Source organism: Rhodococcus sp. P4_E4 (assembly GCF_056401575.1).
In genome coordinates, this window is the sequence record NZ_JBFUJB010000001.1 from 504,085 (window position 1) to 524,348 (window position 20,264).

Here is a 20,264-nt window from a genome sequence, read left to right on the forward strand (position 1 = left end):
TCGAAGTCTATCCGTCTCGCGCACCTTTCCGATCAATCCGCGGGCGTCCGCGCCGGGCCTAGCCCACCATGCGCCGCAATTGGCTCGTCGCAACCGAAAGCGCAGCAAGATCGTGTTGCCCCGATGCCTCGATCTCGGCGAGCGCGAGAGTCGACCTCTCGATTCTCGACGCATTCATTTCTTCCCACCTGGAGAGTTTTTCCGCTGTCGAGTCACCCGCTTCCGCGTCGGCCAAGACGTCGAGGGTCAAGGCCCGCACCGTCGAGTACAACTCGTCCCGCAGCGACAACCTCGCCAATGCGTTCCATTTTCCGTCCTTGCTCAATGCCGACACTCGATTGAGCATCGGGACGAGCCCAACATGCTCACCGAGCCGGAAGTAGAGTTCACCGGTCTCCGAGATTGCGCGATCGGCGAGGTCAGCGATCTCCACCACATCGAGCAGTCCGAACTGATCGAGCAATATCTCCACTCGCCTGACCAGGTTCTCCGGCGCGCCCTTGTCCGTGATGAGGACCGTTCGCGCAGCCAGGTTCCGCTGATCTGCGCCTACCAGCCAGTCATCGAGCTCGGTCGACGCCTCCGCGATGCGATCACCGAATCTGCTGATCTCGGCCCCGACGGCCAGCGGTTGCGGCCGACGCGTCAGCATCCACCGTGACGCCCGGTCGAGCAGTCGCCTGGTGAGCAGGATCAACTCGTCGGATACGGCGGTCGAGATCGAGGCTTTGCTGATGTCGTGCCACAACTTCCACAGTCCGAACACCTCGGAAACCACGGTGAAGGCACGTACCGCGTCTTCCGGATCAGCGCCGACCTCTTCACCGAGCCGATACGCATAGGTGATGCCGCCCCGATCGATGACGTTGTTCGTCAGCACGGTCGCGACGATCTCGCGCCGCAATGGGTGCCGGTCGAGAGCGTCGCCCCCTGCATCTCGAAGGCCCTCCGGAAAGTAGTTCACCAGCGCCTTGCGGTAGATCTGGTTGTCGATCGAGCTTCCAGCCAACAGCGTGGACTTCAGATCGAGTTTGACGTGGGCCATCAGTGTGGCGAGTTCCGGCGACGTCAGCCCCGTTCCCGTCTTCTCGGCCGCGGCGAACTGCTTCTTGGTCGGAAACCCTTCGATGACGCGGTCGACGATTCCGCGAGATTCGAGGTTCGAAATCACTCTGCCGTGCACGCCGACCATTGCCCCCGCATCCGCACGCGTGGTGCCCATCAGTTCGTTCTGTGAACGGTTGTCTGCAAGAACGAGTTCGGCGACCTGATCGGTCAACGATTCGAGCAGTGCGTCGCGATGTGAGTCCGCGACGACGCCTGAGCTGATCAGGGAGTCGAGAAGGATCTTGATGTTCACCTCGTGATCGGAGCAATCGACTCCCGCGGAATTGTCGAGGGCGTCTGTATTGATCCGTCCGCCGATACGCGCGTATTCGATTCGTCCTGCTTGGGTGAGGCCGAGGTTGCCTCCTTCACCGATCACACGTGCACGCACTTCGTTGCCGTTCACCCGAACCGCGTCGTTACTCTTGTCACCGACTTCGAGGTCGGACTCACCGGAGGCCTTGACGTACGTTCCGATGCCGCCGTTCCACAAGAGATCTGCCGGGGACCGCAGAATCGCCCGAACCAGTTGCGGTGGAGTCAGTTCGGTGACGTCGGCGTCGAGACCCAGTGCCTGTCGCATCTCGTCACTGATCGGAACGCGCTTCGCCGAGCGTTCCCACACTCCGCCACCCGCACTGATCAAGGTCGGGTCGTAGTCGGCCCACGACGATCGTGGGAGCGAGAAGAGACGTGATCGCTCGTCGTACGAGCGCTCAGGTGACGGGTTCGGGTCGACGAACACGTGCCGATGATCGAACGCCGCGATGAGACGAATGTGCTTGCTGCACAACATACCGTTGCCGAAGACGTCACCACTCATGTCTCCGATCCCCACCGCGGTGAAGTCGTCGTGCTGGGTATCGACGCCGAATTCCCGGAAGTGCCGCTTGACACTCTCCCAGGCGCCCTTCGCCGTGATACCCATGGCTTTGTGGTCGTAGCCGACCGATCCGCCGGATGCGAAGGCGTCGCCGAGCCAGAATCCGTACTGCGCGGCAACGTCGTTCGCGATGTCGGAAAACTTTGCAGTGCCCTTGTCCGCGGCGACAACAAGATAAGTGTCGTCCCCGTCGTGGCGAACGACCCTTCGCGCCGCGACAACGGCGCCGCTCTGTTTGTCGACGTTGTCGGTCAGATCGAGTAGTCCGCGAATGAAGGATCGGTAGCACTCGATCCCGGCCGCCAACGTGGCTTCTCGGTCCGCGTCTACACCCTGTCCTGGAACCGGCGGGCGTTTGACGACAAATCCGCCCTTCGCACCGACAGGCACGATGACCGCGTTCTTGACTGCCTGCGCCTTCACCAATCCCAGGACCTCGGTGCGGAAGTCCTCTTTCCGATCCGACCAGCGCAAGCCGCCGCGGGCAACCGTACCGAAGCGAAGGTGCACACCTGCTACATCGGGTGAGTACACGAATATCTCGAACTTCGGTCGAGGGAAGGGCAATACGGACAGCTTCTCCGAATCGAACTTCAACGAGAGTGCGCCGAGCGATTCGGTGCCATAAACGAAGTAGTTGGTACGCAACGTGTTACGGACCAGCTCGGACAACGCGCGCAGGATCCGATCGGCGTCGAGTCCTTGCACTTGTGCCACGGCTGTTTCCACCTCCGCTGCTGCACGCGCACCTCGATCTCCGTCTACGACGTCGGGATCGAAACGGCTCTCGAACAATTCGCACAGACCGGCGGCGATCTCGGGATGATCGGCAAGTACCTCGGCGACGCGACTGGTGCTGTACGGAAATCCTGCTTGCTGCAAGAACTCCGCGTATGCCCGCAGCACCACTACTTGTTTCCAACCGAGTCCGGCGATCGCGACAAGTTCGTTGAACGAGTCCGGCTCGGCGGAGCCGTTTCGAACCGCGGCAAACGTCGCCGCGAACCGCGCGGCAAAGTTGTCGAAGCCTTCGACCGGCGCACTCGGATAGTCGAGCGTGAACTCGTAGATCCAGGACTGTTCCGAGCCTGCCGAGACGAGCTCGTACGGACGCTCGTCGACCACGTCGACCCCCAGGCTCTGCAATACGGGCAGCACCTCGCCCAGCGAGAGCGGGTCACCCGATACGTACAGCCCGAGTCGGTGAGTACCGGGTCCGTCGACAGATCGGGCCAACCGTGGGCTCACCTCTCCGAGTTCGAGGCCGTCGAATACCGCCATGTCCTCGGCGGCGCGGACGGCGTCGAAATCCTGCTTGTATGCCACCGGAACTTGCTCGGCGAACTGAGCACGCCTGCGCTGCTCGTCGTAGTGCGAAGCATCCAGAACGAATCGCTCGTCCCACGTCAGGCACGCGTCGACGACGAGATCCCGAATCTCCCGCGCTTGTCGCGCCGATGCAAAGTTCGCGCCGCCGCCGACTGTGGCCGTGAAATGCACGACAGCCAAGGGAGATTCCGATACTCGACTGGAGAACTCGATGGTGCGGGCACCAAGCGCCTCGGCGAGTACCGACTCGGCCGTTGTTCTGATCGTCGTACTGAATTTCTCGCGCGGAACGAACAGCAAAGCCGACAGCTCCTGGTCTTGCCCCGTCGTCGGAGAGCATCCCACGGGTTGCAGGAACAGATGGAACGACGTGCGGCCGTCCACAGAAGTGAGTTCGTCCAGTGCGTCCGCAATTCGGGCCGGGTCGGCGGCAAAGAGGACTGTGATCGGAATCGACTGAATCACCGCCAGCATCGATTGTCCGACAAACGAATCCACGGTGGATCCGGAGGCGTCGAAGATGTCTGCGACGCGCCCTCGCACGAGGGGGGTCCGCCTGACGTCTGCGACAAGTCCGGTCGAGGTGAAGGACCCGATGAATCGGTATTCACGGTCACCGACTGACACGTCGATCTCTGTGGCGTATGCGGATCCACCGAACCCTTGCCCGAGGTACACCACTCCGATCGCGAGGGGCACCGCCTTCGAATCCGAAGAGCCGGTTGGATCGGGGAGCACGCCGAGGGTGTACGGCTCGTGCCTGTCGATTGTTCGCGCACCGCCGACGACACTGAAGTTTCCGGCACTGCACCACTGGAGGAAGTCAGCTTCTTCGGCGTGACCGCCCGAGGCCAGTTGCCCGCGCGCCTCGTCGACGAGATCCCGCAGGGGCGAGGTATCGCGGAAGGCACGCGCGATACGGTCGAGGATTCCGGCGACGTCATCAGCGATCACCTGCGCCTGCGCGTCCGAACAATGTGCGGGTAGTCCTATGTGGATCCATGATTCGGCACGCTCCCCGACCCGGGTGTCTTCAGTGCTGTGCGCCGGTTGCACGACTGTGCGAAGCACTGGGTGCACCACGAATTCCGGCTCCATGCGCGCGCGGGCAAGTGTCGCCAGAACCGCTTCGACGAGCTGCGGCATGTCGTCGCCGACGTATTGAATTGCCGGCCCGTCCCCCAGCTCCCCGGCCGGCGCGAGTCTCGAGATCGACGAGTTGTGTCCCCGTCGGCGCGAAAGATCCATGTGCGCGGCGACCAGCGCAAGCTTGCGGTCTTCGGCGAGCGCCGCGTATCGATCAGCCGACAAGCCCTCGAAATACGTACTGCACACCCTCCTCACATTCTCGGAGTCCGGTGTCGTGTCGACTGAAACGAGGCTCATGTCAGCACCTTCCGCCGAAAGCCACGCTGCTTCCGACTTGTAGTGGGTTCGATCCGCGATCAACTTGTCTATACAGGATTAGACAAGTTGATCATTGCAGAACGTGAGCCGCGACACAACAGCTCCACCCCTGGACAAATTCGCCACCCTCAGCCATAGTCAGTCGTGCCAACTAGTGGCAATTAGATTCCATTAGATGAAATTCGTGAACTACCTCGCTTCGAAGGAGCCCCCGTGACCACCCAGACCGCGCACGACATCGACAGCGTTGATCTCGCTGAGTTCCGCAGCACCGTCCGAGCCTTCGCCAACGCCGAGATCCAACCCGGAGCAGCCGCACGCGACGAGTCCAAAGAGTTCCCGGCGCAGCTGGTCAAGCGCCTCGGACAGCAGGACCTCATGGGCATTTCCGTGCCGGAGGAATTCGGCGGTCTGGGCCTGTCGACACGAACCCAACTGGTCGCCATCGAAGAAGTTGCACGCACCGACGCCGCACTGGCATCGATTTACACCGCGCACTATCTGGGCCTCGAGCCGATTCTCGTCGGCGGTTCCGAAGAGCAGAAGCACCGCTGGTTGCCCCAGCTCGCGTCGGGCGAACTGCTGGCCGGATTTGCACTCACCGAACCCGACGCCGGCTCCGACATCGCCTCGATGCGTACCGTCGCTCGACGCGAGGACGACGGCTGGCATCTCTCCGGATCCAAGACGTACATCTCCAACGCGAAGGAAGCCGACCTTGTCGTGCTCTTCGCCAAGACGGACCCGAGCGCAGGATTCCGCGGCATCACCGCCTTCGTCGTCCCCAAGGGCACTCCGGGAATCAGTTACTCGGAGCCGCAGGACAAGATGGGAATTCGTTCGGCTCCGACATACACCGTCTACCTCGACGATGTCGTGCTGCCGCTCGACTCGGTGATCGGCACCGAAGGTCGCGGCGGCAACATCGCCTTGACCGCACTGAACCGTGCGCGCATCGACGTGGCGGCAATGGCGAACGGCATCGCTTTGCGCGCTTGGGAACTGGGACGTGAGTACGCCACCGAGCGAAAGCAGTTCGGCACGCCTATCTTCGACTTCCAGGCAATTCAGCTCCTCCTCGGTGGCTGCGACGCGCAACTGGTCGCATCACGTGTCACCGCAGACTGGGCCGCCGACGTCAAGGACGCCGGTCAGGACATCCGCCGCGCCGCATCGATTTCGAAGTACGTCGCCACCGAGGCCTGCTTCTCGATCGTCGATCAAACCGTGCAGATCCACGGCGGCGCGGGATTCATGCGCGAATCGGAAATCGAACGCCTGTACCGCGATTGCCGCATTCTCCGCATCTTCGAGGGCACCTCACAGATCCAATTGCTCACCATTGCCGGCAACGCTCCGTCGCCGCGTTCCACCGATTTCTGAAAGGCACGGACATGTCTGCACTTCCACCACTCGACGGCATCCGGGTCATCGACCTCTCGCGCGTCCTCGCCGGACCCTACTGCACCGCACTGCTTTCGGACGCCGGTGCGGACGTCGTCAAGATCGAATCCGAACACGGTGAAGACTCTCGGCACCTCGGCCCGTTCCGCGACGGCGAGAGCATCTACTTCAACGTGCTCAATCGTGGCAAGCGTTCGGTGGCACTCAACCTCAAGGACGACGAGGACCGTGAGGCGCTGCTGACGCTCATCGAGACCGCCGACGTCGTCGTGGAAAACTTTCGCCCGGGCGTCACCAAGCGCCTGGGAATCGACTACGAGGCTGCGCGGGCTCGCAATCCGCGGATCGTGTACGCGTCCATCTCCGGTTTCGGACAGGACGGTCCCATGTCCGGCGCCGCCGCCTACGACCTTGTAGTCCAGGCTCTTTCGGGAATCATGAGCATCACCGGTTCGGAGGAATCCGGGCCGACACGGTTGGGTGAGTCGTTCGGAGACCTGGTCGCCGGGCTGTTCGCCGCCTGGGGAATCAGTACCGCCCTGCTGGGCGCTCGGGCGACCGGGCTCGGGCAGCATCTGGACGTCGCGATGTTCGACAGCATGCTCGCCATGCTGCCGACAGCACACAGCCAACTGCAATCCACCGGGCTCACTCCCCCACGCGTCGGTAACCGTCATCCGGTGTCGACACCATTCGACACCTATCGGGCCGACGACGGACTCTTTGTCCTCGCGGTTGCGAGCCAATCCGGCTTCGAGAAATTGGCGCAGACGATGAATCGCATCGACCTGATCGCAGATCCTCGATTTGCCGACGACACCGCCCGGACCGAGAACGAGCCGGCACTGCGCAAGGAGATCGAAAACTGGGCTGCCGGAAAGACCGTCGCCGACGTGGTCGGCATTCTCGGCGACGCGGGCCTCGCCGGCTCGGAGATCTGGGACGTCCAGCAGGCACTCACCTCCGCACAGGCCGAGTATCGCGGAGTCGTCGAATCGTTCGAGCACCCGGTAGCAGGAAAGATCTCCTACGTACGACAACCCGTCGTGTTCGGTGAGAGCCAACGCCCCGATGTCCGCCGCAGTCCCCTGCTGGACGAGCACCACGGTGAGGTACTGCCGGGCTCGCGATAGATTCAGCGCAGACATCCCTCGGCACTTGGAGTAGGACATGGCCCCCGGCGACGTGACCCGCAGCGCGAATCGCACGTTCGAACTTCTCGGTGCGATCGTCGAGCACGGCGGATTGACGCTCGGCGACGCCGCCAAGGCAACCGATCTGGCAACCAGTACCGCCCTTCGCCTGATCAGAAGCCTCGAACAAACCGAGTTCGTCGTTCGCGGCGAGGACAACGTCTATCGCGTCGGCCCGCGGCTACTGCAGATCGGAGCTCGCGCTCTCGGCGACAATCAACTGTTGCCGAGAGCCCGGCCCGCGATGAAGGCCATCGCCGAAACCACGAGGGAATCGACCTACCTGTCGACGATGGGACCGAAAGACACTGCGCTGTATCTCGATCAGATCGAGGGCACGCACGCGATCCGCCACATGGGGTGGGTGGGACAGAGTGTTCCCCTGGACGGCACCGCCGTCGGCGCAGCGTTGAGCGGCAAGGTAGGTGAGAGCGGGTACGCCATTGCGCACGACACCATCGAGGATCACTCGACCGGAGTTGCCGCGCCGATCTACAACGCAGTCGGTCAGATAGCCGGAGCGCTCAGCGTCGTCGGCCCGACATTCCGTCTGACGGACGAGGTCTGCGCCAGCCACGGTCGCGTCTTGGTGGAGCACTGCGCCCGGTTGTCCGCGGAACTCGGTAGCCAGACTCCCTGACCACCCCGAGCGCTTGGCGATTCAGTCTCGTATCCGAGACAATGTGGGTTCCCCGCTCCGGATTTCCTACCTACTCGTAAGGACACACCCCACATGACGACGAGCCGCGTGAAATCTGCTGAGCGCGTGCTCGACGTGCTCGATCTCCTGGCCCGCCGGGGTGTGCCGCTGGCGACGGCCGAAATCTCGAGCGCCCTCGAGCTGCCGAAGAGTACGACGCATCACCTCCTCAATGTCATGCGGGATCGACGGTTCGTCTCGTACTGGGCTGATCAACGCGCCTGGACCCTGGGTGTCTCGGCGTTCGAAGTCGGTGCGTCGTACATGCGCTCAGGCCCACTTCACCGTGAGGGCCAACGATTCATGCTGGCACTCACTCAGTCGACGGATGAGACGTCCCATCTGGCGGTACTACAGGGGTCTGACGTCATCTACCTCGACAAACGTGAACCACTGAAGCCGGGCGTGCGATTGGTGACCGAAATCGGGACTCGCCTTCCAGCGCATCTCACCGCAGTCGGGCGCGCGATTCTGAGCCGTCTGGACGTGGAACAGATCAGCGCGCTCTACGAGGGATACACCTGGCCGACGCGGACCGGAACGGGACCGTCGACGCTCGCCGAACTGCGAGAACTGCTCGCCGCAGCACGTGAGAGCGGATATGCGGTCGAAGAGAATGCGACGACATCCGGGATCAATTGCATCGCCAGCCCCGTGATCACGCGGGACGGTCGTCCGGTCGCAGCTCTCGGCGTCACCTTCCTCTCCGGCTCCAAATCGGCCGAGGAGAGTGCCCTGATCGCCGACCGAGTGCGCGCCGTCAGCGCTGAGTTCTCCGCCGATCTCGGAGATCGAATGGTGGAGACCCCGCCCGCAGACATGTAGCGAATTTCTCCGTTCCGTACTTTTCGGGCCTTGTTTTCGTCTCATATTCAAGACTAGAGTCTCGTATACAAGACTTGCTGAATCACCACCGCATCATCATTGGAGTCCCATGAACGCCACCCCTGCCACCCATACAGCCACCCGAACCATTGAGGTCGGAATCGGGGCTGTCACCATCGCCGACGTCGTCGACGTCGCGCGCAACGGTTACGGCGTCGCATTGACCGCGGAATCACTGACCGCGATCGCCGAAAGTCGTGCACGCATCGAGGCCCTGGCCGCAGATCCCACGCCGGTCTACGGGGTTTCCACCGGATTCGGCGCACTTGCCACCCGGCACATTCCGGCGCATCTGCGGACGCAGTTGCAGCGCAGCCTGATCCGCTCACACGCGGCAGGTTCGGGACCGGAAGTCGAACGCGAAGTGATCCGGGCCTTGATGCTTCTGCGCCTGTCGACGCTCGCCACCGGAAGGACCGGAGTGCGCCCCGTGGTCGCACAGGCGTACGCCGACCTACTCACCGCAGGCATCACCCCGGTGGTGCACGAATACGGCAGCCTCGGATGCTCGGGAGATCTGGCACCACTGGCTCATGTGGCGATGGCAATCATCGGCGAAGGTTCCGTCCGCACCGCCGACGGTGAACTCACCGATGCGGCAACAGCATTGGCTGCCCATGGCCTCGAACCGGTGGTTCTGGCCGAGAAAGAAGGCCTCGCACTGATCAACGGTACCGACGGGATGCTCGGCCAACTGGCCCTTGCGATCACCGATCTCGATCATCTGCTCAAGTTGGCCGACATCGCTGCCTCCATGAGCGTCGAGGGCTTGCTCGGCACCGATCAGGTGTTCGCCGCGGACCTCCAAACGCTTCGCCCCCACCCCGGCCAGGGCGCGGCCGCGTCGAACATGGTGCGTCTGCTTGCCGATTCCCCGATCGTCGCCAGCCATGCGGGCCCTGACTGCACCAGGGTTCAAGACGCGTACTCACTGCGGTGCGCACCGCAGGTCGCCGGCGGCGCACGCGACACCGTCGATCACGCCCGCCTCGTCGCCGGGCGCGAATTGGCCAGTGCTGTCGACAATCCCGTTGTCACCCTCGACGGACGGGTTCGATCCAACGGAAACTTCCACGGAGCTCCCGTGGCCTACGTCTTGGACTTCCTCGCCATCGTGACCGCGGATGTCGCGGGGATCAGCGAACGCCGCACCGACCGCTTCCTCGACGTAGCACGCAACCACGGTCTGACTCCCTTCCTTGCCGACGACCCCGGAGTCGACAGCGGACTGATGATCGCGCAGTACACACAAGCTGCCGTCGTGTCCGAACTCAAGCGACTCGCAAGCCCCGCCAGCGTCGATTCGATTCCCTCCTCGGCCATGCAGGAAGATCACGTCTCCATGGGATGGTCGGGTGCACGTAAGCTCCGCCGGTCCATCGACGGTCTCACCCGCGTTCTCGCGATCGAGATACTCACTGCAGCACGAGGAATCGATTTGCGCTCCCCACTCGAACCCTCACCAGCCACCGGAGCCGTCCTTCGGGCCCTCCGCGAGAAGGTGCAGGGGCCGGGCACCGATCGCTTCCTGTCCCCCGAGATCGAGGCCGCGGTGGACTTGGCGGCATCGGGTGCACTCGTTGCGGCCGCGGAGAACGCGATCGGCGCCCTGGCATGAGCGCGCCCGGAGCGCTGCGGCCTCGCCCCCGACCCGAAATCGAAGCACTCCCTCGGTACTCCAAAGCCGCCGGCCTCGAGCAGGTTCGGTGGCGGGCGTCGAGCAACGAGTCGACGGTTGCACCCTCGGCGGCAATTCTCGAGGCCGTCAATCTCGCGGCCTCACACTCGCACTTGTATCCGTCGCTGTTCGGCGACACGCTGATCGCCCGGTTGAGCGACCGCCTGGGTGTCGGCGACGACCAGGTATTGGTCGGCGCCGGGTCGTTGGCACTGCTCCAGCAGGTACTGACCGCATACACGGGCCCGGGCACCGAAGTCGTCTACCCGTGGCGCAGCTACGAGGCGTACCCGATACTGATCGGAATCGCCGGGGCGAGCGGTGTACCCGTCGCACTCGATTCCGAACACCGGCACGATCTGAGTGCAATGGCGGCAGCCGTGACTCCGCAGACCCGCGCGGTACTCGTCTGCAACCCCAACAATCCGACCGGAAGCGAGTTCTCGACCGCCGAGTTCGTCTCGTTCGCCCGCTCGATCCCGGGTGACGTCCTCATCCTTCTGGACGAGGCTTACCGGGAGTTCGCGACCAGCGATGTCGACGGCGTCGACCTGCTTCGAGCCTTTCCCAACATCGTCGTATTCCGAACCTTCTCCAAGGCTTACGGATTGGCCGGCCTTCGTGCCGGCTATGCCATCACCAATCCGGCGATCGCAGCGGATCTTTCCAGCGCGGCACCGCCCTTCGGGCTCAGCGCCGTTGCCGAGGCCGCGGCCTGCGCAGCGTTGACCGATCCGGCGCACACCGATTCGATAGTCGAAACGGTAACCGCGGGTCGCGCTCACCTACGTGAGCAACTCGCTGTGCGCGGCGTCGAGTCCGTCCCCAGCGGAGCGAACTTCGTCTGGATCCCTCTCGGCGAGAGAGCTTCTGCACTAGAAGCGGCTTGCGTCGCCCAGGGTGTCTCGGTCCGGATGTTCCCCGGCGAGGGAGTGCGGGTCACCGTCGGCGAGCGGGCCGCAGAAGACGCCGTGATCGCGGCTGTGGACGCTCTCGCACACAACCTTTGACCGACTGGAGAAAAGAATGTCCGTCCACGAACTCGCTCGGTCGATCGGTTCGAGTCGCCTGATCACCGACCCGGCGGTAATGGACTCGTACCGTCGCGACGAGGCCCATCTCGCCGAACCCGGCCATCCGGCAGCCGTCATGCTCGCTGAAACTGCGGCCGACATTTCCGAGGCTCTGAAATGGGCTACTGCTCACCGTGTCCCGGTGGTAACCCGCGGTGCGGGAACCGGTTTGGCGGGTGGCGGGGCAGCCGTCGAGGGCTGCCTGGTCATCTCGACCACTCGCATGCGCTCGATTCTCGAGGTCAATCCGGACGATCAGCTGGCTGTCGTGGAAGCCGGGGTGATCAACGCTGACATCAGCCGAGCAGCAGACGAGCACGGGCTGATGTACGCCCCCGATCCGAGCAGCTTCGAGATCTCCACGATCGGCGGAAACATCGCCACCAACGCCGGTGGACTGCGTTGCGTGAAGTACGGCGTCACCCGCGATTCAGTCCTGGGTCTCGAGGTTGTGCTCGCCGACGGTCGGATCGTGCGGACAGGCCGAAGGACCGTCAAAGGTGTTGCGGGATACGACTTGACCAGTCTTCTCGTCGGTTCGGAAGGAACACTCGGAGTCGTCACGAGTGCCACGCTCAAGTTGCAGCCCAAGCCCAAGAGAGCACCGGTCACCGTCGTCGGCAGTTTCGATTCTCTCCGCTCCGCAGCGGACGCGGTTGCCGCGGTCGTTCGCGACGGAATCGGGCCGAGCCTGCTGGAGCTGATCGATCGAGCAACCCTTCGCGCAGTCGACGACTGGAAACGAATCGGGTTGGAAGACAACACCGCCGCGATGCTGATCGCACAGGCCGATGGGGTCGACGCCGACGCAGCAGCCGCGGCGATGCAGAAACACTTCGAGAGGGCTGGCGCCGATTTTGTCGCCGTCTCACAGGACGCAGCAGAAGCCGCACAGCTACTCGAGATTCGCCGACTCGCCTATCCGGCATCCGAACGACTCGGGCAATGTCTGGTGGAAGACGTCGGGGTCCCGCGGTCGAAACTGCCCGACATGCTCGAAAGTATCGACCGGGCGGCCGCCGAGCACTCGGTCAAGATCATGACCGTCGCGCACGCGGGTGACGGCAACGTCCATCCGACCTTCGTCTTCGACCGCACTGCCGACGGCTCGGCCCCCGAAGCCGTGTGGACCGCCGCGGACGAGGTCTTCCGGCGTGCTCTCGAACTCGGCGGAACTCTGACCGGAGAGCACGGCGTCGGCGTTCTGAAGCGTCGCTGGCTCTCTCTCGAGCTCGGTGAGGACAGCATGCAACTGCACCGATCGATCAAGGCCGCGTTCGATCCACTCGGAATCCTCAACCCTGGTAAGGGTTTCTGATTCTCGAGCGGTGTTACACAGCATTTACGCGAAATCGGGTTTCAGGTATTGACGCCTGTATATACAGGCATATACATTTATCCGCAGTGACAGTGACCCAGCGCACAGAGCACCAGGCGCAAAGCACCAAGCACGAAGAAGGTGGGCAATACCCCGACGTCGATTCCGTCGCTCGACGGGCTCGCAGCAGAAAGACAGGCCTATGACTCACGATGGACCGGCCGAGGTCATCCTCACCCCGGAACGACGCACTATCGACGTCGTCCCGGATGCAGAACGACACGGCACCCCGCGCAGCCAGTTCACTCTCTGGTTCGGCGCCAACATGCAGATCACGGCAATCGTCGACGGTGCTCTCGCCGTCGTATTCGGCGCGGACGCCATCTGGGCAATCGTCGGACTTCTGATCGGCAACATCTTCGGTGGCGCTGTCATGGCGCTTCACTCCGCACAGGGCCCGCGCATGGGCCTCCCCCAGATGATCTCGAGTCGCGCCCAGTTCGGCGTCAAGGGAGCCGTCGTACCGCTAGTTCTCGTCATCCTGATGTACCTCGGCTTCGCTGCCACCGGCACCGTGTTGGCCGGCCAAGCCGTCAACAAGATCCTGCACATCGACAGCCCCACCGTCGGCATCGTCGTCTTCGGTCTCCTCACCGCATTCGTCGCGGTCACCGGCTACAAGCTGATCCACATCGTCGGCAGGATCGCCACCGTCGTGGGCATCGTCGGATTCTCATACCTGGCCGTTCGACTGTTCCTCGAGTACGACGTCGCCTCGTACGTCGGTATCAAGGGCTTCGACATCGTCACCTTCCTGCTCGCGATCTCGCTGGGCGCCGGTTGGCAGCTCACGTTCGGCCCGTACGTCGCCGACTACTCGCGTTACCTGCCGCGCAGCACCTCCGAGAGCACTACCTTCTGGTCGACGTTCCTCGGTAGCGTCATCGGATCACAGTGGTCCATGACCTTCGGCGCCCTCGTCGCGGCCTGCGCCGGCGACGCGTTCCTGGGTAACCAGGTCGGCTTCATGGGAGATCTCGCCGGACCCGCTGCCATCGCCTTCCTGATCTACTTCGTCATCCTGGTCGGCAAGCTGACGGTGAACGTGCTCAACGCGTACGGCGGATTCATGTCGATCCTGACCACCGTCACAGCCTTCAACGGCCAGTCACGAATCTCGAGCACCGCCCGTACCCTCTACATTCTCGGTTTCACCGCTGTCTCGGTGTTGATCGCCATCGCCGCCAGCGCCGACTTCCTGGACAACTTCAAGAACTTCGTCCTGGTGTTGCTGATGGTGTTCACGCCGTGGAGTGCGATCAATCTGATCGACTACTACCTGATCTCCAAGGAGCGCATCGACATTCCGGCGCTCTACGACGTCAACGGTCGATACGGAGCATGGAACTTCACCGCATTGGCTTGCTACGCCGCCGGCGTTCTCGCCCAGATCCCGTTCCTCGCCCAGAAGATGTACACCGGCCCCGTGACGGACATGCTCGGCGGCGCCGACATCTCCTGGATCGTCGGCATCGTGTTCACCGGGCTGATCTACTACCCGCTCGCCAAGCGCACCAGCAATCCACCTTCGTCGATGATCTACCCCGATCACACCGCGATGACCGACTCTCGCGTCTGATCCCCCAACATCTTTCGAACTTCAGTTAAGCAAGGAGAACACCATGGAAATCAGCACCCCCGGCCACGAGCCGCGCCCCGTCCGTGCTCCCCGCGGCCCCGAGCTCACGACGCTCGGTTGGCAGCAGGAGGGCGCCCTGCGCATGCTCATGAACAACCTCGACCCCGATGTTGCCGAGCACCCGGACAGCCTCGTCGTCTACGGCGGAACCGGTCGCGCAGCACGTAGTTGGGCGGCATTCGACGCCATGGTCGCCACGCTGAAGACGCTGAAGAACGACGAGACCATGCTCGTGCAGTCCGGCAAGCCGGTCGGTGTCTTCCGCACCAACGAGTGGGCACCGCGAGTGCTGATCGCCAACTCCAACCTCGTCGGTGACTGGGCGAACTGGGAAGAGTTCCGCCGTCTCGAAGACCTCGGCCTGACCATGTACGGCCAGATGACCGCAGGCTCCTGGATTTACATCGGCACCCAGGGAATCCTGCAGGGCACCTACGAGACCTTCGGCGCCATTGCGAAGAAGCGCTACAACGGATCGCTCGCCGGAACGATCACGCTCACTGCAGGTCTCGGCGGAATGGGCGGCGCCCAGCCTCTCGCCGTCACCATGAACGACGGCGTCGCGATCTGCGTCGACTGCGACATCACCCGCATCGACCGTCGTATCGCCCACAAGTACCTCGACACCAAGGCCGACAGCATCGAGCACGCGCTCGAACTGGCGACAGCGGCACGCGACGCCAAGAAGCCGCTCTCCATCGGCCTCGAAGGCAATGCGGCAGAGATCTTCCCGGCGCTACTGGAGATGAAGGCCCCCATCGACATCGTGACCGACCAGACCTCGGCGCACGATCCCCTCGCCTACCTGCCGATCGGGATCGACTTCCCCGACATGAAGATCATGTCGGAGAAGGATCCGCAGAAGTTCACCGAAGATTCCCGCAACGCGATGGCCGCGCACGTCAAGGCCATGGTCGGATTCATGGACGCCGGCGCCGAGGTGTTCGACTACGGCAACTCCATCCGTGACGAGGCCCGCAAGGCCGGCTACGACCGCGCTTTCGACTTCCCCGGATTCGTTCCGGCCTACATCCGCCCGCTCTTCGAAGAAGGTCTCGGCCCCTTCCGCTGGGCAGCTCTCTCCGGTGATCCCAAGGACATCGAGGCCACCGACAAGGCCATCCTCGAACTCTTCCCCGAGAACGAGCACCTGCGTCGCTGGATCACCATGGCAGGCGAAAAGGTTGCCTTCGAGGGCCTTCCGGCCCGCATCTGCTGGCTCGGATACGGTGAGCGCCACCTCGCGGGCCTCAAGTTCAACGAGATGGTCGCCTCGGGCGAACTGTCCGCGCCGATCGCCATCGGCCGCGATCACCTCGACTCGGGATCGGTCGCCTCGCCGTACCGCGAAACCGAATCGATGATCGACGGGTCCGACGCGATCGCCGACTGGCCGCTGCTCAACGCCCTGGTCAACACCGCGTCCGGCGCTTCGTGGGTTTCACTTCACCAAGGCGGCGGCGTCGGTATGGGACGCTCCATCCACGCGGGACAGGTGTGCATCGCCGACGGCACCGAACTCGCAGCCAAGAAGCTCGAAGCGGTTCTCACCAACGATCCCGGGATGGGCGTCATCCGGCATGCGGATGCAGGATACGACCACGCCATCGACACGGCGGCCACGCGCGGCGTCCGTATCCCGATGACCGAGAACTGAAACAGCTCCACCACCTCACACTGAGTTAGGAATTACATTGACCACGAATGGTTCTCGAACCACAGTTCTGACCAACATCGGAACCCTCGTCACCAATGACCCGACTCTGGGTGAGGGCAAGCTCGGCGTACGACACGACGCGGCAATCGTTTTCGACGACGGCGTTGTTGCTTGGGTCGGCGATTCCGCCGACGCCCCGGCTGCCGATATCGGTCAGGATATCGGCGGTCGGGCCCTGCTCCCCGGTTTCGTGGAGAGTCACTCGCACCTGGTGTTCGGTGGCGAGCGGGCCGAGGAATTCGCAGCTCGCATGGCGGGCGAGAAGTACGCCGCCGGCGGCATTCGCAACACCATCGAAGCGACGCGCTCGGCCACCGACGAACAATTGCAGGCCAATGTTCGGCGCCTACTCGACGAATCCCTGCGCTCGGGCAGCACAACCGTCGAATGCAAGACCGGGTACGGGCAGAACACCGAGAGCGAACTACGCAGCGCACTGATCGCCGGACAGTTCACCGACGAGGTCACACTGCTGGCCGCCCATGTTCCACCACCCGAATATGCCGGCCGCGCCGATGATTACGTCGCCATGGCGTGCGACGAGATGATCCCTGCCTGTGCGCCACACGCAAAGTGGATCGATGTCTTCTGCGAGCGAGGAGCATTCAACCGCGAACAGGCTCATGCAGTCCTGAGCGCAGGCGTAGCCGCCGGACTGATCCCCCGCGTCCACGGCAATCAGCTCGGCGAAGGGCCAGGAGTTCAGCTCGCCGTCGAGATGGGAGCAGCGTCCGTCGACCACGTCACGTACGTCACCGCCGAGGACATCGACGCCCTGGCTCAGAGTTCCACCGTCGCAACACTGTTGCCCGGCGCCGACTTCTCCACCCGCAACAAGTACCCCGACGCACGCGCACTGCTCGACGCCGGAGTCACCGTAGCTCTGGGCGCCGACTGCAATCCCGGTACCTGTTACACCACGAGCCTTCCGTTCTGCATCGCAATTGCGGTGCGAGACATGCACATGACGCCCGCTGAGGCAGTCTGGGCAGCCACTGCAGGTGGCGCTCGGGCGCTGCAGCGCACCGACGTCGGAACCCTTTCTCTCGGAACACGTGCCGACGCCATCGCGCTCGATGCACCGTCGTACCTCCACCTCGCCTACCGCCCGGGCGTCCCTCTGGTGCGCGAGGTCTGGAAAAACGGCGCACTCGCCACAAGCTACTGAAATACACTCACCGGGAGGCCGTCGTGGCACATCAGATCGCAGTCGACATCGAACCCAAGCCGTGGACCGGGCGCTCCGACGGCACCACTGCCGAGCATCTGCGGTGGCATCATGCCGTGCAACCGTATTCAGCCGAAACAGCTCCCGGCGACTGTGTTCTGATCGGATTCTCCAGCGACGAAGGAGTCCGCCGCAACAAGGGCCGCCGCGGCGCCGCGGATGGCCCGGACGCATTGCGAGCGGGGTTGGCCTCCATGGCGCTGGCCGAACCACTGCAGATTCAGGACGCGGGAACCGTTGCCGTGTCGGGTGAAGAACTCGAGGCCGGTCAGGCCGCACTCGGGAACGCCGTCAGTGCCGCGCTCGATTCGGGACACTTCCCCGTGGTTCTCGGGGGAGGACACGAAATCGCCTACGGTACATACCTCGGCGTCGCGGGCTCCGAGTTGCGAACCGCCGGAGCCAAACTCGGAATCCTCAACTTGGATGCGCACTTCGACCTTCGTGGCGACCCGATCCCCAGTTCCGGCACGCCCTTTCGTCAGATCGCCGAGGACGAAGCCGCGGCAGGCACCTCACATCAGTACAGCGTGATCGGAATCAGCCAACCGAGCAACACCACTGCTCTGTTCGACACGGCTCACCGCCTTGGCGTTCGCTATCTGCTCGACGAAGAATGCGGAGTGATCGCTCGAGGCGTCGTGGATCAGTTCCTCGCAGACTTCCTCGACGACGTCGATCTGGTCTACCTGACCATCGACCTCGACGTGCTTCCCGCCGCCGTGGCGCCGGGCGTCAGCGCACCCGCGGCCTACGGCGTCAGTCTGGAAACAATCCAATACGTATGTGATCGAGTCACATCCAGCGGAAAGCTCGCGGTTCTCGATGTCGCCGAACTGAACCCGAGCCTCGACATCGACAATCGCACTGCCCGGACCGCTGCTCGCCTGATCCACCGGATAGTCACCAAGCACGTGCCGGTTCGGCGCTAGCATCGGCGCGCCTCCAGCGCATCGAGGATGAGATCGAGACCGTAGGCGAACTCACTCGTGTGGTCGTAAGCCGGACTCAGACCGTGATCGACGATCATCTCGTGAAGGAAGGGCAACTCTTCAGCCGGAAGGTGCTCGAGGATGTCACTCGCAACTTCTTCGACGTCGCCGGGTGCGCTCATCGGTAGATTCGCCTCCTGGAGAACATATCCGCCGATGTAACTGTCGATCAGCGAGGCTCCGTGGGCGGCCATCGGCAGCGTGAACCCGGCCTTCCGGAGGACTCCGAGCACAGCGTCGAGATGACGCAGGGTCGCCGAGCCAGGGTTGCGTCGCGAATCCAGCAAACCGAGAGCCCAACGGTGCTGCGACAGGACTGTGCGAGCGGAAAAGGCGCGTCCACGGATTGCATCTCGCCAATCCGCACACTCGCCGTCGGGTAGGTCGATCGCCTCGAAGACCGCATCGACGACGCCGTCGAGAATCGCATCTTTGTTGGGAACGTGGTGGTAGAGCGACATCGCCTCGATGCCCAACTCCTGGGCCACCCGTCGCATCGTGACGGCCTCGACACCACCCGCGTCGGCAACGCGGATCGCACCCTCGATCACGCGAGTCCTGTTCAGCGACTGTCGCGGTTGCCGTGACACACAGACTCCCCTCCGAGGAACGAATACGTTGACAACCTTACATCCGTAAGTCACCCTTACAGGTGTAAGTCAGCCTTACGTTCGTAAGGCGCTCGCGAAGGGAGACCGCAATGCCGATGCCGAGATGGTGGGGACATGTCAACAAGCGAGTGTTCAATCCTCGTGCGATCTCGAGCGGGAAATGGCCGGTACTGACACACGTCGGACGCACATCCGGCACGACCTACCGGACACCTCTCGACGCCTATCCGGTCGAGGGTGGCTATGTCTTCATTCTGGTGTAMGGATCAGGCTCGGACTGGGTGCAGAACGTCTTGAAAGCGGGAAGCGCTCGACTGTCGGTCGACGAGACGGAGGTGCGCCTTGGCGCCCCGCGCCTCGTCACGAAAGACGAAGCATTTCAAGCACTTTCCTCAGATGTGTCCCAACCCCCGAGACTGCTCCGCATCACCGAGTACCTTCGGATGGATCTGATTACGGCCTGAGGCTGCCCGTCACGCGAGGACCTCACGCACGGCGGACCTGACTTCGTCCATGCTGCAACCGGATTCGATCAGTTCAGTACCCGTATGCACCAGCGAGTTGATCAACTTGGCGGTGAGCTTCGGGTCCGACACGCCACGGAGGCGAAGGGCCTCGACAAGCGGAAGCACAAGACTGTCGTGCATTTCCATGATCCGCGAATCTCGAAACGTTTGCGGGGTCAGCGTCGCCAGCGCTCCGACTATCGCATGCTCCCCGTCGGCAACCAGCTGGAGGTTTGCCTCGACGTACGCCCATACCGGATCGTCTGCGCCTGCCATCGCCTCGACGATCTTGTCGTTCCAGCGCGGGAACATGTCTTCGACGACGGCACTGAGGAGATCTTCTCGGGACCGGAAGTAGTGGTAGGCACTCGACCTGGCGAGCCCGGCCTTCGCTGCCACCTCACCGAGCCCCGGCGGCCGGTCCGGGGTCTCGGACAGAAGAGCGTGTGCAGCGTCGAGGAGGGCACGCCGCTGAGCAGCACGATGCTCGACCACAGTGGGGGCATCGATCCTCGGCACCGAATCTCCTCCAGT

The 20,264-nt window shown here is 63.3% G+C and carries 15 protein-coding genes; 12 read left to right on the forward strand and 3 right to left on the reverse strand.

The genetic code is table 11. The features are described 5' to 3' along the window. Positions 1–58 precede the first annotated feature (58 nt). Positions 59–4,705: an NAD-glutamate dehydrogenase gene (locus AC1DVN_RS02470; RefSeq protein ID WP_477993321.1), complete on the reverse strand. Its 4,647-nt coding sequence runs from the start codon at positions 4,703–4,705 to the stop codon at positions 59–61. A 234-nt stretch (positions 4,706–4,939) separates the two neighbouring features. Between AC1DVN_RS02470 and AC1DVN_RS02475 the strand changes: the two genes are divergently transcribed. The 11 genes from AC1DVN_RS02475 (at position 4,940) to hutG (ending at position 18,553) form a co-directional block, all read left to right on the forward strand. Continuing rightward, positions 4,940–6,109, forward strand: a complete 1,170-nt coding sequence (locus AC1DVN_RS02475) for an acyl-CoA dehydrogenase family protein (RefSeq protein WP_019745344.1) — start codon at positions 4,940–4,942, stop codon at positions 6,107–6,109. A gap of 11 nt (positions 6,110–6,120) precedes the next feature. Then, a complete protein-coding gene (locus AC1DVN_RS02480) occupies positions 6,121–7,263 on the forward strand; it encodes a CaiB/BaiF CoA transferase family protein (protein ID WP_069145585.1) in 1,143 nt (380 codons plus the stop codon). Positions 7,264–7,300: 37 nt separating this feature from the next. After that, positions 7,301–7,963 (forward strand): IclR family transcriptional regulator, encoded by a 663-nt coding sequence (locus AC1DVN_RS02485; protein ID WP_019745346.1) that lies wholly within the window; start codon positions 7,301–7,303, stop codon positions 7,961–7,963. A gap of 93 nt (positions 7,964–8,056) precedes the next feature. Next, entirely contained in the window at positions 8,057–8,848 is a 792-nt protein-coding gene (locus AC1DVN_RS02490; RefSeq protein WP_141488365.1) for an IclR family transcriptional regulator, read from the forward strand. Positions 8,849–8,957: 109 nt separating this feature from the next. Further along, positions 8,958–10,526: a histidine ammonia-lyase gene (hutH, locus tag AC1DVN_RS02495; RefSeq protein ID WP_097386854.1), complete on the forward strand. Its 1,569-nt coding sequence runs from the start codon at positions 8,958–8,960 to the stop codon at positions 10,524–10,526. Beyond that, positions 10,523–11,596, forward strand: coding sequence for a histidinol-phosphate transaminase (locus tag AC1DVN_RS02500; RefSeq protein WP_046379311.1), 1,074 nt, complete (start codon positions 10,523–10,525; stop codon positions 11,594–11,596). Before hutH ends, AC1DVN_RS02500 begins: the two co-directional genes overlap by 4 nt. A gap of 16 nt (positions 11,597–11,612) precedes the next feature. Further along, positions 11,613–12,977 (forward strand): FAD-binding oxidoreductase, encoded by a 1,365-nt coding sequence (locus AC1DVN_RS02505; protein ID WP_197940930.1) that lies wholly within the window; start codon positions 11,613–11,615, stop codon positions 12,975–12,977. Between the two features lie 202 nt (positions 12,978–13,179). After that, positions 13,180–14,616: a purine-cytosine permease family protein gene (locus AC1DVN_RS02510; protein ID WP_020909179.1), complete on the forward strand. Its 1,437-nt coding sequence runs from the start codon at positions 13,180–13,182 to the stop codon at positions 14,614–14,616. 43 nt (positions 14,617–14,659) lie between these two features. Beyond that, positions 14,660–16,333, forward strand: a complete 1,674-nt coding sequence (hutU, locus tag AC1DVN_RS02515; RefSeq protein WP_019745352.1) for a urocanate hydratase — start codon at positions 14,660–14,662, stop codon at positions 16,331–16,333. Between the two features lie 37 nt (positions 16,334–16,370). Beyond that, positions 16,371–17,561 (forward strand): imidazolonepropionase, encoded by a 1,191-nt coding sequence (gene hutI / locus AC1DVN_RS02520; RefSeq protein ID WP_029256288.1) that lies wholly within the window; start codon positions 16,371–16,373, stop codon positions 17,559–17,561. Positions 17,562–17,584: 23 nt separating this feature from the next. Further along, complete coding sequence (gene hutG / locus AC1DVN_RS02525; RefSeq protein ID WP_021331955.1) at positions 17,585–18,553, forward strand: formimidoylglutamase; 969 nt, start codon at positions 17,585–17,587, stop codon at positions 18,551–18,553. On the opposite strand, the gene AC1DVN_RS02530 is transcribed toward hutG, so the two are convergent. After that, positions 18,550–19,203, reverse strand: a complete 654-nt coding sequence (locus AC1DVN_RS02530) for a TetR/AcrR family transcriptional regulator (RefSeq protein ID WP_477993325.1) — start codon at positions 19,201–19,203, stop codon at positions 18,550–18,552. The genes hutG and AC1DVN_RS02530 overlap by 4 nt on opposite strands. A 110-nt stretch (positions 19,204–19,313) precedes the next feature. Between AC1DVN_RS02530 and AC1DVN_RS02535 the strand changes: the two genes are divergently transcribed. Beyond that, positions 19,314–19,688, forward strand: coding sequence for a nitroreductase family deazaflavin-dependent oxidoreductase (locus tag AC1DVN_RS02535; RefSeq protein ID WP_477993327.1), 375 nt, complete (start codon positions 19,314–19,316; stop codon positions 19,686–19,688). Between the two features lie 9 nt (positions 19,689–19,697). On the opposite strand, the gene AC1DVN_RS02540 is transcribed toward AC1DVN_RS02535, so the two are convergent. After that, entirely contained in the window at positions 19,698–20,249 is a 552-nt protein-coding gene (locus tag AC1DVN_RS02540; RefSeq protein WP_021331952.1) for a TetR/AcrR family transcriptional regulator, read from the reverse strand. Positions 20,250–20,264: the final 15 nt, after the last annotated feature.